12 protein-coding genes and 1 pseudogene are annotated in these 15,247 nt (G+C 45.7%); 4 read left to right on the top strand and 9 right to left on the bottom strand.

The window, feature by feature from the left end; genetic code table 11:
• Positions 1–34 precede the first annotated feature (34 nt).
• A complete protein-coding gene (locus V1501_RS10150) occupies positions 35–964 on the top strand; it encodes a GNAT family N-acetyltransferase (RefSeq protein WP_409293013.1) in 930 nt (309 codons plus the stop codon).
• Positions 965–1,074: 110 nt separating this feature from the next.
• On the opposite strand, the gene selB is transcribed toward V1501_RS10150, so the two are convergent.
• The 5 genes from selB to V1501_RS10125 all read right to left on the bottom strand — a co-directional run bounded on the left by selB (position 1,075) and on the right by V1501_RS10125 (position 8,905).
• Entirely contained in the window at positions 1,075–2,946 is a 1,872-nt protein-coding gene (selB, locus tag V1501_RS10145) for a selenocysteine-specific translation elongation factor (protein ID WP_409293011.1), read from the bottom strand.
• A 280-nt stretch (positions 2,947–3,226) separates the two neighbouring features.
• On the bottom strand, positions 3,227–3,772 hold the full coding sequence (locus tag V1501_RS10140; protein ID WP_409293009.1) for a hypothetical protein: 546 nt from the start codon (positions 3,770–3,772) through the stop codon (positions 3,227–3,229).
• Between the two features lie 29 nt (positions 3,773–3,801).
• Positions 3,802–4,611 carry a type II pantothenate kinase gene (gene coaW, locus V1501_RS10135; RefSeq protein WP_409293007.1) on the bottom strand — a complete coding sequence of 270 codons (810 nt, stop codon included), beginning with the start codon at positions 4,609–4,611 and terminating at the stop codon, positions 3,802–3,804.
• A gap of 17 nt (positions 4,612–4,628) precedes the next feature.
• Positions 4,629–7,763 (bottom strand): AAA family ATPase, encoded by a 3,135-nt coding sequence (locus V1501_RS10130; protein ID WP_409293006.1) that lies wholly within the window; start codon positions 7,761–7,763, stop codon positions 4,629–4,631.
• A complete protein-coding gene (locus V1501_RS10125; RefSeq protein ID WP_409293005.1) occupies positions 7,763–8,905 on the bottom strand; it encodes an exonuclease SbcCD subunit D in 1,143 nt (380 codons plus the stop codon). Before V1501_RS10125 ends, V1501_RS10130 begins: the two co-directional genes overlap by 1 nt.
• Positions 8,906–9,043: 138 nt before the next feature.
• Between V1501_RS10125 and V1501_RS10120 the strand changes: the two genes are divergently transcribed.
• Positions 9,044–9,310, top strand: a complete 267-nt coding sequence (locus V1501_RS10120; RefSeq protein ID WP_409293003.1) for a hypothetical protein — start codon at positions 9,044–9,046, stop codon at positions 9,308–9,310.
• A gap of 337 nt (positions 9,311–9,647) precedes the next feature.
• On the opposite strand, the gene V1501_RS10115 is transcribed toward V1501_RS10120, so the two are convergent.
• Complete coding sequence (locus V1501_RS10115; RefSeq protein ID WP_409293001.1) at positions 9,648–10,052, bottom strand: VOC family protein; 405 nt, start codon at positions 10,050–10,052, stop codon at positions 9,648–9,650.
• Between the two features lie 175 nt (positions 10,053–10,227).
• Between V1501_RS10115 and V1501_RS10110 the strand changes: the two are divergent.
• A pseudogene (locus V1501_RS10110) lies at positions 10,228–10,354 on the top strand (IS3 family transposase); the annotation flags it as partial.
• A 216-nt stretch (positions 10,355–10,570) separates the two neighbouring features.
• On the top strand, positions 10,571–11,812 hold the full coding sequence (locus V1501_RS10105) for an ATP-binding protein (RefSeq protein WP_409292999.1): 1,242 nt from the start codon (positions 10,571–10,573) through the stop codon (positions 11,810–11,812).
• A gap of 371 nt (positions 11,813–12,183) precedes the next feature.
• Here V1501_RS10105 and V1501_RS10100 read toward each other — a convergent pair whose 3' ends face one another.
• The 3 genes from V1501_RS10100 to cysI form a co-directional block, all read right to left on the bottom strand.
• Positions 12,184–12,762, bottom strand: coding sequence for an ATP-binding protein (locus tag V1501_RS10100; protein ID WP_409292998.1), 579 nt, complete (start codon positions 12,760–12,762; stop codon positions 12,184–12,186).
• 107 nt (positions 12,763–12,869) lie between these two features.
• The gene (locus V1501_RS10095; RefSeq protein ID WP_409292997.1) at positions 12,870–13,466 is read right to left on the bottom strand and encodes a nitroreductase family protein; all 597 of its coding nucleotides are present in this window, start codon (positions 13,464–13,466) and stop codon (positions 12,870–12,872) included.
• A 61-nt stretch (positions 13,467–13,527) separates the two neighbouring features.
• Entirely contained in the window at positions 13,528–15,246 is a 1,719-nt protein-coding gene (gene cysI / locus V1501_RS10090) for an assimilatory sulfite reductase (NADPH) hemoprotein subunit (protein ID WP_409292996.1), read from the bottom strand.
• Between the last annotated feature and the right edge of the window lies 1 nt (position 15,247).

The following is a 15,247-nucleotide window of genomic DNA, read 5'->3' as shown; positions in this document are numbered from 1 at the left end:
ATAAGAATCTGAATCAGTGCAGGGAGTGCTATTTATGAAGATTGAATATTTATCCCAAGCTAGAGTTCCCGATTTTATCGAGTTCTGCAAAAAACACAGAGATGAAGTAGACGATTCGTTTCTATATGAGGAAGACTTGAAAAATTTTCAGCCTCATGCAGATAACCCAACATACATAGTTACAAATAATGAAGCAGACGTTATAGCAGTGATTTCTCTCATCATGGATTCTTATATGATAAGAGGAAAAAAGGGACGCTTCCGGATTTTTCATTCTGCAGAACCAGATCTGCATATTTACAAAATGATGCTAGAGAGTATAAAAACTCATACAACAGGAATAAATAGTGTCTTCCTATTTATTCAAGAAGACAAACATGCTGTCCGGGACCTTTTTGAATCCATGCAATTTGATATTGAGCGCTGCGCATATTTCCTTACAAGAGATGCTATAGATTCCGCTCCACCGGTTCTGCCAAATGACTGCCAATTTAAGACCTTTGAATTCAACAAAGATGAGGCTGATTATCTACATGTCCGAAACACCGGTTTTTCAGCACTTAAAGGCTCAGAGACACCTCTGTCAGCTGAAGAGGTAGTGAGCATGAAAGAAAAAGAAGACTATTTAGAAGGTGGGATTTTTCTTCTATATCATCAGGAAAAGCCAATTGGGCTCGTACGCTCATCCAGAGATGTCTACCAAAATGAAGCTGTGCTGAGCATTGGTCCTTTAGCTCTTATCCCTGAATACCAGGGTCAAGGCTTAGGGCGTCAACTGTTAAGAAAAGCTCTGGAGTTTGGAAAAAGAAGTGGATATCCTAAAGCTGTTTTAAGTGCCAATGTGGATAATGAACGAGCGGTCCGCCTATATCTTAAAGAAGGATTTAAGAAGGAAGAATCAGTGATTTGCTATCGTTATGATTTAACACAGTCAATTAAATTTAATTGCAATGGAGGCAAGTAAGCAGCAGGAACTCTTTCTCCTGCTGCTTACTTTTTCTTTATGGCATACGCCATCAGGAACATAAAGACTGCAAAAGCGCGATAAATAATCCATAGGAAATCTTATTCTTATCAACCTAACCAGACTCGCTGATTTCCTTCCCGCTTTGTTAATCCGTTCTGATCCAGTGCTTCAAGAAAAGGGATAATATGCTTCCGGGAAAGTCCCAGGATATCCTTTGCCTCCGCCACTTCAAATCCGGCAGGCACCTTCTCCTTCAGCAGAGCTGTTCCTTCATTAAAGGCGCCCTGGTGGACGACTCTTTGATCATCCAGCTGGATCAGCATCCCTTTGTGTGTAAAATACTGAAGAACGTCGGTCTGGAGAGTTCTTGGCAGGCCTGCTGCTTCATAATATTCTTCAAATCTTCCTGCCTTCAGGCCTCCGTTCAATATCTTTTCCATCATAGATTCCGAACGCTTTTCCCATTCCCTCGGCACATGGGGCTGAAAACCAGCTTTCTTTAAAAAGCTTCCCGTACGCTTCCACTTTCCATCCTGTTCGCCTCTTGAAAGCACGAATTCAAATAAATCACCGGGAATTTTGCTTCTAGATAATAGCTCAGCTTTATTCATTCCGTCCTTTAACGGATCCTTTTCATGAAATTGGGATAACTCTGTTTCTATTGTTTTTTCTGCGTCATCAATCACCGATATATGCGAAATAAATCCCTTTTTATATAGAATCCAGCCGTCTTCCTCGAGAATACCGCTGATTTCTTCCATTGCAAGCGACAGCTCACTTGATGCACTTCCGGCTGCTATTCCTTTTTCCTTATGTATCAAATTAAGCAGCCTTTCAGAAGGCGTGCCTTTCTCCTTCAAGGTAAGCATCTCGATGGTTTGCGGACCAAATTTATATTTTTTTCCCGCAGGATCGATCACCCATCCTCCGCCAATAGTTTCCGCTGGACTGGGTCTCCGGAGGATCAAACGATCTCCTCTAGATGTGATGATGTTCTCCTCTAAACGCACCTGGCATAGCACCTCTTCCGTGCCCTCCAATGAATTCCGGTCAAAAAATACAAGTTTCCCCATAACCTCTGCCGTACCGATATAACATTTTACCGGCATGCGCTGTTTGATCTCATGCTCCAGGGACTTTACAGCCTTTAACGAAATATCAATAACAGAGGTCACCGCGGCATGGGGCGAATCTGTCAGAACATTTCCGCGCTCTGCCTCATCCTGGGATATCCCCCCTAAATTGATCGCTGCCCGCTGTCCTGCCCTTATCATAGCTGCATTTTCTCCATGGACCTGAACCTGCCTCGCCCGCGTTTTCTTCCCCTGCGGCATAAGGTACAGATCCTCCCCTTCTCGAAGGCTCCCGTTATAAACTGTGCCGCGGGCGACCGTTCCATGCCCCTTGACCGTGAAAACCTGGTCAACCGGCATTCTGAAGCTTCCTCTTGCATCAAGAGGTCCAAGCTCCTGGAGCTGATTTATGATGAGCGCCTTTAACTCAGGAATTCCCATTCCCGTGAGACTGCTTACAGTCACAATCGGACTTTGTTCAAACACTGTCCCTTCCAGCTCCAAACTGACCTCTTCCCTTGCCAGCTCCAAAAAATCCACTTCAACCGCATCTGATTTTGTTAGAGCGACAATGCCGCGGGAAATTCCCAAAAACTCAAGGATTTCAAGATGTTCCCTTGTCTGCGGCATAACCCCTTCATCCGCAGCTACCACAAGAACAGCAAGGTTAATGCCCGCTGACCCCGCAATCATCTGCCTGATGAACCGCTCATGCCCGGGCATATCCACAATTGATGCTTCCATCTGCTCATTATCGACAAGCCGGGCAAATCCTAATTCTATCGATATCTGCCGCTTTTTCTCTTCTTTAAGACGGTCCGTATCTACATTCGTTAATGCTTTCGTCAAAGAAGTCTTCCCATGATCGATATGACCGGCCATTCCAACCGTAAAAAACTTTTTCATTGCAATCTTCCTTTTCTGATTTTCCATAATCTCAGTATAGCCGAGTATTGGGGAAGACTCTAGCGAGGGAACTGAGCTTGGTTTGATAAGGTTTATATTGGAAGCTGTTAGCTACATCAGGTTTACATAATAATATTATTATAATGATTCTCTTGCTATTCCTATTTAGAGGGTAAAATCAATTTTGAGAGCATTGGACACGTTCTTCTGCCACCTGCTTATCCACCACCCCCACCCGCTCCTCCCAACAAAAAAACCAGCCATGAATCTGGCTGGAGATTTAATAAAAATCGGATCTGTTGTCCACTTTGATTTTGTTCATTAAGTAATCTAGGTTTTGCCTGAAATACCGCTGGTTGACGAAAACGATAATTATCAGGATAGCAGTTAAGCAGAATAAAATGAGCGATCCTCTAGACCAGGAGTGAAAGTAAAATAAAGCAATCAGGGTGATGCAGGATAGAATGCAGCTTGTAGTCAAAGCCCTTAGTGCATGAACCTGACCGAGCCGATAACTATATATTCTTTGCACCTCTTGCCTGCCGTCCATAATGATGCGGTCGACGCTGTATTCGCGGTGGAAATAGACTTCCCGCTTATTCCAGATGATGAAGCCGAATAGCATGCTGATCTGATGGATGATATTGCCGAGAATGATCCCAAGTCCTGTGAGTAAAGCCGCCAAACCAAGATCCGTTAATGCAAGGCTACTCAGGTATCCAGTCAGAGCTGCCCGGTCATCAATGAGGAAATAGGCAGCAATGATGGTCAGATACAGCCATCCAGGTATGCCCCACCTAATTAAATGTTTCGCTTCAAAATTCATGATTAAAGCCCCTTCATTGCTCCAATAGTTTAAGAGAGCAGAGCACCGATTGCCCCGCTGTATTCCCCGCGTTCCAGTTCATGATACCGGAAGCCGAAGATTTCCGTTACTGCCTTCAGGCTTTCTTTAAAATGAGGGCTGCCGGTTATGGTATTGCCAATGTACATAATGTCCTGTACCTCTTTGAGTCTGGCAGATCCGGTGGAAAGCAGTACCACGGTTTCTGCGATCATACCGGTCAGTGCTGCCATCAAATCTTCCTTTTTCCCCACATTCATTTCCGATGCCCTGCCAAAATTGCTGGCTGTAAAATGTCCTGGTATGGGCGGCTCGGCTGGAGCGTAAATATCTTTTACCTGGAGATCGACTGTACCCCGATGACCGTTTTCAGCTAGTCTCATAATTTCCTTGAAATCCTGGCTGCCAGCCAGAAGTGAGGCGAGTCCCATGAGAGTGCCTCCTCCCATGCCGGAGCCGGTGAGCCTCTCGGATTCATCAGCCGAAATATAGTGGATGCTTGTCCCAGTCCCGATATTGGCAAGGATGAATCCATTTTTCATCAAGGGGCTGGATGCTCCAAGCAGATGCCTGACCCCCAGGGTGACTCCCTCGAATTCATCAATCATTTGAGTCCTGGCTTCCCCGAGTTGTTCCTGTATGAAAGCAGCCCTTCCGCCTGTTAATTTGAACTCTGCTCCGGGAGCAAGGAAGCTGATCCATTCCAACAGGGAATACAGCTCAGAGTACGGATACTTTTTTACATGAAGGTGTTCTCTTTCATAGTAGGCTGCCTTCAGGAGAGTTCCGCCGGCATCAATGCCCACACTGGTTGTTACCATGTTCCCACCCCCCATTATTAGTTGGTGAACTTGAATTCTGTATAGCTTCCTGCCTGTGTGGACGACACTTCCAGACAGACGTCAATCCGCTCTTTCAGCTCAGGCACATGTGAGATGACGCCCACGAGCCGGCCGCTGCTCTGGATATCGACCAGTGCTTCCACAGCGTTATCTAATGATTCGGGGTCGAGTGTCCCAAATCCTTCATCAATGAACATGGTTTCCAGGGAAACACCGCCTGAGTACTGCTGGACCACATCTGCGAGACCAAGGGCGAGCGCCAGGGCCGCCTTAAAACTTTCGCCGCCTGAGAGTGTTTTTACATGCCGCTCCTGGCCTGTATATTGATCATAGACAGAAAGCTCGAGACCGCTCTGTATGTTCCTTCGTGTTGGATCAACCTTGCGAATCAGCTGGTATCTTCCCCCTGTCATCTTGCCCAGCCTCCCATTTGCCTGGGCGAGGATATCATCAAGGAAAGCCGCCAGCACATATCTTTCAAAAGTGATTCTGAAGGGATTTTGTCCGCGGGAAACTTCATAAAGATGGCCGATTACTTTATATTTTTCATCGAGTTCCTTCTGTTCAGAGAGCATGTTCGTAAGCTTTTGCTCAATCCTCTTGTTTTCCTCAAGGCACATTAATGTCCGGCGGCTTTCATTACGCAGCTCATCAAGCTCAAGGCTGACAGCGCTGAAGGCTTCCTTCAGCGATTCAAGGTCCGGCGCTTCAACACCCGCCAGCTTTTTATTCAAATCATCCAGGAGCCCGGTCACCTGATTATACTGCTGTTCGTATGCTGTGAGTGCATCTTCCAGTCTTTTCAGTTCGTCTGCTGTTTTTTTTGCTGAAGTATAGTCACCATATTTTATGAAGCCCTGTGTTTTCATGTCTTCCTGGAACCGGGCCCGTTCTTCTTCCAGCTCTGTTTTTAATTTCTGAAGCCGCTGGATTGCGGATGCAAGCAGTGCCTCCACTGTTGAATGCTCCTGCCTGGCTGCCTCCAGACGTTCAGCGGATTTCTCCAGCGCAAGCTGCAGCTTCCTCAGCTGTTGGGATGCAGATGATAGTTCTGTCTGGAATGCTTTCTCTGTGCGGATGCTCTCCGGGACGGATGCTTTCATGTTCTGGAGCTTGGCCTCGGTATCCATGAAATCTTTGCGGGAATTTTCTTCTTCCAGAGCATAGCTCTTCAGTTTTTCCTTGACAGTGTTTCTTTCCTCTTTGACCCGGCTTATTTCCGCAAGGATAGAGGGCAGCTTTCCTTTTTGATGCTCCAGCCCAGTCAGCTGTTTTGTAAGCTCCGCCGCTTCAGCCATCAATTGTTGCTGAAGTTCCTGCAGCCCGTCCTGTTCAAATTGAGGAACACTTTCCTTCAATGTGTTAATACGTTCATCAAGGATCTTTGCTGCTGCATCATAGGCGGAGCTTGCTCCGTAAAAAGCGCTCTCAGCCTGGGATTTCTTCAGTTCAGCAGCTGAATACAGCTCTTTTGCCGCATTTATTTCCTCTTCTCTCGGCAGCCCTTCCAGCGCGGCTGCCGGTGCCGGATGATGTGTCGAACCGCAAACCGCACAAGGCGTCCCGTCCACAAGGGTGGCAGCAATAATGCCGGCATGCGACTTTCTCCACATCTCTTCCAGGTGTTCAAGACGTTCCTTAGCCAGACGCATTTCATCTGACCGCTTCTTTAAAGTCTGCTCGGATTGTGCAAGCTTTTGTTCTGAAGCTTTGGTATCCGCGGTGCTTTTTTTGATTCTATCAAGCTCGGTCAAAACGTGCTTAAGTTTTTCAAAGGTACGTTCCTTTTCTGAAAAGAGCAGGGCTGCCCTGTCACTTTCTTCTTTTTGTTTATAAAGTCCCTCTTCTTCTCTTTCCAGTTCCTCTGCTCTTTGTTCAGTTTTCTGCTTATGATCTTTAACGAGCATGAGCTTATTCTTAAGCTTTTCGGTTTCCTGGAGCAGGCCGGAAAATGCAGCCACAGATGCCTGGAGCCGCTGAAGTTCATGTACCCTGGCAGAGGCCGCTTCCCGCTCTGCACCCCTGGACAGCTCAGCTTCATGAAGGGATTCGGCTTCCTTCAAGGCGAGAGCGAGCTTCTGTTTCTGATTCTTGAGCCGTTCCGTTTCTTCCTCGGTTTGTTTAACACTGCGGCCGGCTTTCAGATAAAACTCCTCCTGCTTTTCCAGCTGTGCAGCTTTTCCGGCAAGCAAGATGGTTTTTTTTACATTGTACGCCTCGGACTTCTTCCCCTCAAGCTCTTCCTTCTTTTTGACAAGGCTGTCCCGCTCCTTCATTTTCAGCAGCAATTCTTCAGCCTGATGGATGTTCTTTTGAATTTTGTCTCTTTCTGATTGCTTGTCTTGTTCCTTTTTTGTGAGAGCTGCGAGAGCATCGCCGGAAAGTGAAATTTCCTCTGCAAGCAGACTTAATATCCGCAATTCATTCGGTTCTTCACTGTTCATTTCCTGCTGAAGATTATCAGCCAGGGACGGACGGATATCCCGGATGAGCCCTTTTCGCTCGCTTTGGTTCGCTTCCGCCTGCTTTTTCAGGGAAGTTGCTTCTTCCCGCAGCTTTTCTTCAATCTGCTTATAAATCTCTGTATGAAAAAGGCGCTGGAGAATCACTTCTTTATCCTTGCTCTCAGAAGTCAGCAGCTTCCTGAATTCCCCCTGGGGAATCATGAGAATCTGCCTGAACTGATTGGCATCCAGTCCCATGATGTTTTTGATCTTTTCATCCACATCCCTGACATTTGCGCCGAGCAGTTCCCGCTCCCCGCTGTCCCTGATTTCGTAAAGCTCTGCCTTTGCCCCCGCCGTCGTGGTTCCTTCCCCCGACTTTTTCTTCCGCTCCTGCTGGGGGGAACGGCTGATGTAATAAAATTTTCCGCGCAGTGAGAATTCGAGGGCAACTTCTGTCGGGACATCATCTTCGGCAAACTGGCTCCTCAGTTCATTACCGCTGCGGTCCTCCCCGCTTGCCTTGCCATATATGGCGAAGCTGAGCCCGTCAAAGATCGTGGTTTTGCCAGCGCCCGTCTTGCCGGAAATCACAAACATCGTCCGGCTGCCAAGTTCTGCGAAGTCGATTTCTTCCTTTTTTGCATAAGGCCCAAAAGCCTGCATCGTAAGCTTCAAAGGCTTCATCAGAAATCTCCCTCCCTTTTTGTCTTCTCAATGAGCGCTGTCATGACTGCGAGCTTAGAATCATCGAACTCACGGTCCGTCATGCTCGCATAAAAAGTCTGAAACAGATCAAGCTCCGATTTCTTTTCATCCCTCTTTACGGTGAATGACTGTTTGCGGCGCTGATCTGTGAGATCCCACTTCCGCTCCAGGTGAAGGATATTCGGATATACCTGCCTCAGCTTTCCCATCGGATCCAGGATCGACCCTTCGTCTAAAAGAGTGACCTTTATATAATCATCCAGTTTTTGAGACTGATAGAAAGAAATATCCAGCAGCTCGTCCAGATGACCTTCAATTTCCCTCATATCCCTATGCGGCAGAAGCGAACGGCTCTCTATATCAAAACTGCCGTTCGCTGACAGAGTCACGACCGATACAGCCTTCTTCTGTTTTGCCTCTGAAAAGGAGTATTTCATCAGGGAGCCTGAATAAAAAACCTTTGGGTGGGAGATGGCATCCGGAGAGTGAAGATGACCAAGAGCAGTATAATCAAAGCATTCAAAAAGCCCGGAAGAAACGCAGCCAGAGCCGCCAACTGAGAGATTGCGCTCTGAATCAGAAACTTTGCCGCCAAGCACAAAAGCATGGCCCACCAGAACATTGGGTTCGCGGGTATTTAGTTGTTTCTCAATCCTGCCAATGAGCGCCTTCATTGCATCCTGATGGCTGTGGATGCTGTCATCCTCCAGCAGATGCCGGACCATTCCCGGCTCGGCATAAGGGATGCTGTAAAAGTTCACTCCGCCAATCTGAACCGGGTCTAAATTCCGCGATAGCTTTCCCTGGATGAATAACCGGCTTTCTCGATACCAGCTTGTCCCAAAGGAAAGCCGTTCCGCACTGTCATGATTGCCCGCAATGGCCACAATCGGTATTTTCATTTCAACATTAATTTTATATAGAATTTCATCGAGCAGCTCAACCGCTTCTGTGGGCGGCACGGAACGGTCATACAGGTCGCCTGCAATCACGACCGCATCAGGCTGTTCTTCTTCGACAAGCTGGATGAATTGCATCAGCATCCCGCGCTGTTCTTCAGTCATATGAATACCGTGCACTATTTTTCCTAAATGCCAATCGGCAGTATGTATAAATTTCATTATTTCACCTCATAGTGTTTCAACAATTAATTCCAAAGCGGCACTCTATCTAGTTGCCTTCTATTATAGCAAAAATCCAGGAGAAACACAGCAGCAGGACGAACGCACGTTTCCGGATTACGCAAGAAAGAGTTTTTTTTGCGCTGTAATTTTGCGCCTAAAGTGCGCCTTTTATATTCCAAGTTGAAATATAATAGAAACACAAAAACGACAAATAAATGCATCAAATTAATAACAACTTTAGAAGCTTGTGCAAATGCAGGAAATAACGGTTTAAAACTTTGGGTTAAAGATTCTTCTCATATTGCAATTCCAACTGTTTATGCTCTTTATATGGGTGAAACAACCGAACTTATGAAAATGGACGATATTCCTGCTGACAAACTCATTAATAATATTGAGTAACCCTTAATTCAAAGCACTCTCTTTAAACAGCCAGAGCCACGTGATGGGTGAAAGTTATTAAATGATAATCTTCAGGAGAAAAAATCGTTGTAACTGAAGGGATAAAATTTAATCCGAAGCTTTCAGGGGGGGTAAATTATGGGGTTTAGCAAGCAATTCTTGAAATCATTAAACGCTGGAATCGGATCCATCCTCGTAAATACACTGATAGCATGGATGAATTTAATGTAACCTTTTTTTGGTTTGGACACCCTCGCCGCATGGTGCAAAGAATCAGCAGCGCATCAACTGAAAACAGGCATGGCTGATAAACCACCACGCCTGATTTTTCATATCTTTAACTAACGGTAAACATCCAAGTAACTCCAAACTTATCCTGGACAGATCCATGCAGTTTAGCAAAGAATGCCGGCTGAAGGTCCATTTGGACTTTTCCCCCGTCTTTTAGGGCGTTCCATGCTTTTTTAGCCTTATCTTCTGAATCAAGCTCGACACTGATACTTACCTTCCCGCCGTTCCCTGGGTCTCTTTTAGAATCTGAACCCATGATCAGGCCTGTTTCAGTCAGTTTTAATTCGGAATGCAATACTAGGTTTCGGTCATCTTCATTTATTGGAAAATCAGGATTTGGAGGCATATCTCCATATTTTTGAAGAGAGAGTATTTCTCCATCAAAAGCCGTCTGGTAAAGTGTAAATGCCTCTTCACACTCTCTGTTGAACATCAAATAAGGCTTAATCATTTTAATTCTCCTTCTGGCTCAGCCATTTTATTTTATACTTATATTCATTATAGACGAACATTGGTTCTGTATACAATTCCTTTATAAATGATTTTAACATGTTGAAAACAGGTACTTATTTACGATAATCCAAAATTCTTATTTAGAAATCAGAATTTCAGGATTATAACGACTTGATAGCATGGAACACATTATGCAAGAGATGAAAAATTATATATTATTATAATCACAAAAGGATAAAGACAAGATTAAAAGGCATGAGTCCTGTACAAAACTGGACTCATGCCCGCCATGCTGCTTAAGAATTGTTTTTGAAAAGTCTGGAAAATAGCTTCTGCTTCTATTTTTTTCTAGGTACTATTCTAGGTAGATATCTAATACTTCCTCTAACTTTTCAAGGATAATCATTTCTGTACAATATAAGCTTAAAATGTTGGGACAAGAGAGTTTTTTTAATTTTCGGAAGCAGGATTTATGCTATGATATAGAAAAAATCAATTAAACTACGAGGTCTTTATATGAATTTTATGGGGCAGTTGGTTTTAATCATTATCTCGGTAGCATTCACCCTCTATCAGACAATCTTTCATCATAAAGCTTTTTTCACTTTGGACTTTTTTGCTTTCACCGTGATAGCTTGGCTTGCCGGCTGGCAGTATGACCGTTCCAGGCTGCAATACAAGAAAGCCAGGGAAAATGAAGAAGGCTATAAAATACTGCTCGATTCCCTCCCAAGGACCGTTGTTATCCACCATAATGAAAAAATTTTATACGCTAACCAGGCAGCCGCCAGAATGATAGGTGCCAAGAGCCGGGACGATCTTATAGGCTCGTGTCTCCTGGACTGGGTTGTGCCGGATTCAAAAAATAAACTGGCTTACAGGGTAAAGCAGATTAACAAGGAAAATAAATGCATGGATACATATGAATATAAGTTAAAGCGCCTCGATGGCACGATGTTTTATTTCGAAGCCTCCTCCATAGGCATTACCTTCGCTTACAAGAAGGCTATTTTGACCATCGGCAAGGATGTTACGGAGCGTAAGGAAGAAACGGACCGGCTGCTGCAAAAGTCCGAAAAGCTTGCCCTTCTCGGCCAGATGGCGGCGGGAATTGCCCATGAAATCCGAAACCCGCTGACATCTATAAAGGGGTTCATCCAGCTTTTCAAGAATAACCACCTGAAAGAAGAGTATGTTGACATTGTCCTTTCTGAACTCGAACGGATCAACTCGATCGTCGGTGAATTCCTGGTGCTCGCCAAACCGACTGCTTCTGTTCTTGCGGAACAGGATGTGAAATTGCTCGTAAAAGATGTGGTCACACTCATTAACACCCAATCCATCCTTAATAATGTCCAGATATTCGTTGAGCTTGAAAGCGACCTTCCCAAAATCAGCTGTGAAGAGAAGCAGCTGAAACAGGTGTTTCTGAATCTGCTGAAGAACTCAATCGAAGCAATGCCTGATGGCGGAAATATCGACGTGAAAGTCACAAAGCTGGATGGTGATTTCATTTCCATCAATATCATCGACCAGGGAATCGGGATTCCGCAGGAGCGCATCGCAACACTCGGCGAACCTTTTTATACCACAAAGGAAAAAGGAACAGGCCTCGGCCTCATGACCTGCTTCAAAATCATCGAAGCCCATAACGGCGAACTGAAAATAGACAGCGTAGTCAACCAGGGCACCACTATTGAAGTGATCCTTCCTGCCCTTTCATCTTCCTATCTCGAACATCAACCAAACAAAATATAAAGGTGCCGCCAGGATGGCGGTACCTCTTTTTGTGTGCAGACTTTCACCTGGATCAGGGGCTCAGTCATAGTAAAATATCCATGAATTACAAATTATGGTATCATTGTATAGTATATAAATTTATTACTAGTAAAAAAATGGTTCTACTCATTCCTTTACTACCATTTTTCCTTCTCAGCGGGCTCTTTTTGGTCGTAATCCTCACTTTACAACCATTTTGCCTTCTCATCAGGACCCTTTTGGTTCTAATCATTCCTTTACTACCATTTTTCCTTCTCAGCAGTCTCTTTTTGGTCGTAATCCTCACTTTACAACCATTTTGCCTTCTCATCAGGCTCTTTTTGGTTGTAATCATTCCTTTACAACCATTTCTACTTCTCCGCGAGCTCATTTTGGTCGTAATTAATATTCGTTATCGTACTAATGACTTCCCGAACTTCCTCGCTGCTTTTTATTTCAAAAAAATAATCCGCTTCATCCTCTGAAGGTGCTCCCTTATCGGCCTGCAGGGATTCGGCCGACTGCCTCGCAAGCACTTCCTGGAAACTCGCAGCACTTCTGAAAATATCAGTGCTGCGGCTGCTGTTCTTCACCCTTTCACGGAGAATGTCTTCACTTATTTGAAAAGAAACTAGAACGGTTGAAAATCCTTGATTCCGGTAATAACTCAGCAAAGCCGTACGCCCCTTTCGGCTGAGGTTTGAGCTGCAGATGATGAGATGGAAATCTGTCTCCTTCACTGCATAGTCGGCAATGGTCTGGGTGATGGCATATTTAATGGTATTAGGACCATCCTTGGGCAATAGTTTTCTATAATAAGTATTAATAAATGCTGCATGATTGTCCTGATCGATCACAATGGAATGGTCTAATTTCTGTTCTAATTCTCTTGCAAAGGTGGTCTTCCCGCTATGTGTTTTCCCTGCTGTTATGACTGCGATTCTCTTCATAAAAACCCTCCGCCACTAAAATTCTCTTACCATTTTAACATGGTTGAACAATTTCAATAAAAGCAAAAAACCTGGATCCATGACGGATCCAGGCTTGTTAGGCAATATTAGAATGTGCCTTCCAGCACGACTTCGCTAAGCGGTTTCCTGCCGCTTGGCATTTCCCTTGCCTGAAGGGCCTCGCTTAGGGATTCTTTCTCTCCGCGATAGCCGAGGGCAATGACAGCATGAAGCTCGATATGTTCCGGTACATTAAGTGCCTTGCGGGCAGCTTCCCGATCAAAACCGCCGATGGCATGGGTGCTTATGCCGAGCATTCCGGCCTGAAGGGAAAGATATCCCCAGGCAGTTCCCGTATCAAAGGCATGAGCTCCATTAGCGTCTCCATTTTCACGCTTGGTATCCGAAGCAAGCATAATGAGGACCGGCACCTTTTCTGCCCAGCTCAAATTGAACGGGCTCAGGAACTGATGAAATACCTTCAGCTGCTCTTCCGTTTTAGCCACAACAAACCGCCATGGCTGATCATTATACGATGACGCTGCCCAGTGCCCGGCTTCCAGAATTTTATATAAGTCATCATCCGATATCTTTTGATCGGTAAACGCACGCGGCGACCATCTGTTTAAAAAGAGCGCATCTACACCATATTCCGCTCTGCGGCTTTCCTTTACTTCTGGATCAAGCTGTCTATTTTCAGCCAAACGAATCTCCTCTTTCCAAATACGGTTAAAGAAAGACAGGATTCCCTGTCTTTCTCAGCTGTCAGTCATGAAAGTTTGTGCCATCCGTTGTCGCCCTGATAATGCCGGTCCGGATGACGAAGTCGCCGAAGTGCTCGCCTTCATTGCGTTCCTTCGCATAGCGTGGAAGCAGAGTGTCCAATTCTTTTAGTATTTCTTCTTCCCCAATGTTTTCCCTGTACATCTTGCTGAGACGGCTGCCGTCAAAGGCTGCGCCAAGATACATATTATATTTACCCGGGGCCTTCCCGATGAATCCAATCTCAGCAAGCGCATGGCGGGCACAGCCATTCGGGCAGCCTGTCATGCGGATCGTGATTTCTTTATCGCGCAGCCCTGCACGGTCGACAATTTCATCGATTTTATCAACCAGGGATGGAAGATAGCGCTCAGCTTCTGCCATGGCGAGTCCGCAGGTAGGAAGGGCCACACAGGCAATGGAGCTTCGGCGCAGCGCGGAAAATTTGCTGCCATCTGTCAGTCCGAATGTTTCAAGAAGAGCTGTGATTTGTCTTTTCTTCTGACTGGATACATTGCCGATAATCAAATTTTGGTTGGAAGTAAGGCGGAAATCGCCGCTATGGACTTTCGCAATTTCACGAAGGCCGGTTTTCAGCTTATACTGCTCATAATCAGCCACTCTTCCGCCTTCAATGAACATAGTGAAATGCCATTTTCCGTTGATGCCTTTAACCCATCCGTACCGGTCTCCATTGCTTTCAAATGCATAAGGACGGGCTTCCATCAGACCCCAGCCGAGACGGTTCTCAATCTCAGCTACGATATTTTCCAGGCCAAGGCGGTCGACCGTATATTTGAAGCGTGCATTCTTACGTACAGAGCGGTTGCCATAATCCCTCTGGATGGTGATGATCTTCTCAGCCACTTCAAGAATGGAATCCGGCGTACAAAAACCAATAACCTTTGCCACCTGAGGATAAGTTGCCTTATCTCCGTGGCTCATGCCCATGCCGCCGCCGATTGCAATATTGAAGCCAATCAGTTTTCCGTCCTCCACAATGGCGATGAAGCCCAGGTCCTGGGAGAAAACATCAATATCATTAGATGGCGGAACTGCGATACCTATCTTGAATTTCCGGGGCAGATAGAGTGGCCCGTACATTGGTTCATATTCTTCTGTCTCCGGTGTCCCGGCTACTTTCTCCTCATCCAGCCAGATTTCATGGTAGGCACGAGAGCGGGGAAGCAGATAGTCGCTCAGCTTTTTGGACCATTCATACACTTCCGCATGTATTTCAGACTGATAAGGATTCGATGTACACATGACGTTCCTGTTTACATCCCCGCAGGCTGCGATAGTATCCATAAGGGAAGCATGAATTCCCTGGATTGTTTTTTTCATATTCCATTTCAGGATGCCATGCATCTGGAAGGTTTCCCGGGTGGTTAACTTCAGGGTGCCGTTTCCATATTTTTCGGCCAGGTCATCCATGACCAGCCATTGATCTGGCGAAGTCACTCCGCCCGGAAGCCGGACGCGCAGCATGAACTGGTAAGCCGGCTCAAGCTTTTGCTTTTGCCTCTCGTTTCTTAAGTCCCGGTCATCCTGCAGATAGCTGCCGTGATGCTTCATCAGGCGGTTATCATCCTCGGGGATGCCTGCGCTGATTCGATCCAGCATCACTTCCTTCAATGTCCCGCGCAAAAAATCACTGCGTTCTTTTATTCCTTCTACGTCACTTGGCGCTCCTTCTGGCGCTTTCAGTATTGGGTTCACCATG

This window comes from Paraperibacillus esterisolvens (assembly GCF_046237625.1).
Lineage (GTDB): Bacteria > Bacillota > Bacilli > Bacillales > DSM-1321 > Paraperibacillus > Paraperibacillus esterisolvens.
This window is presented reverse-complemented; position numbering and strand designations above follow the sequence as displayed.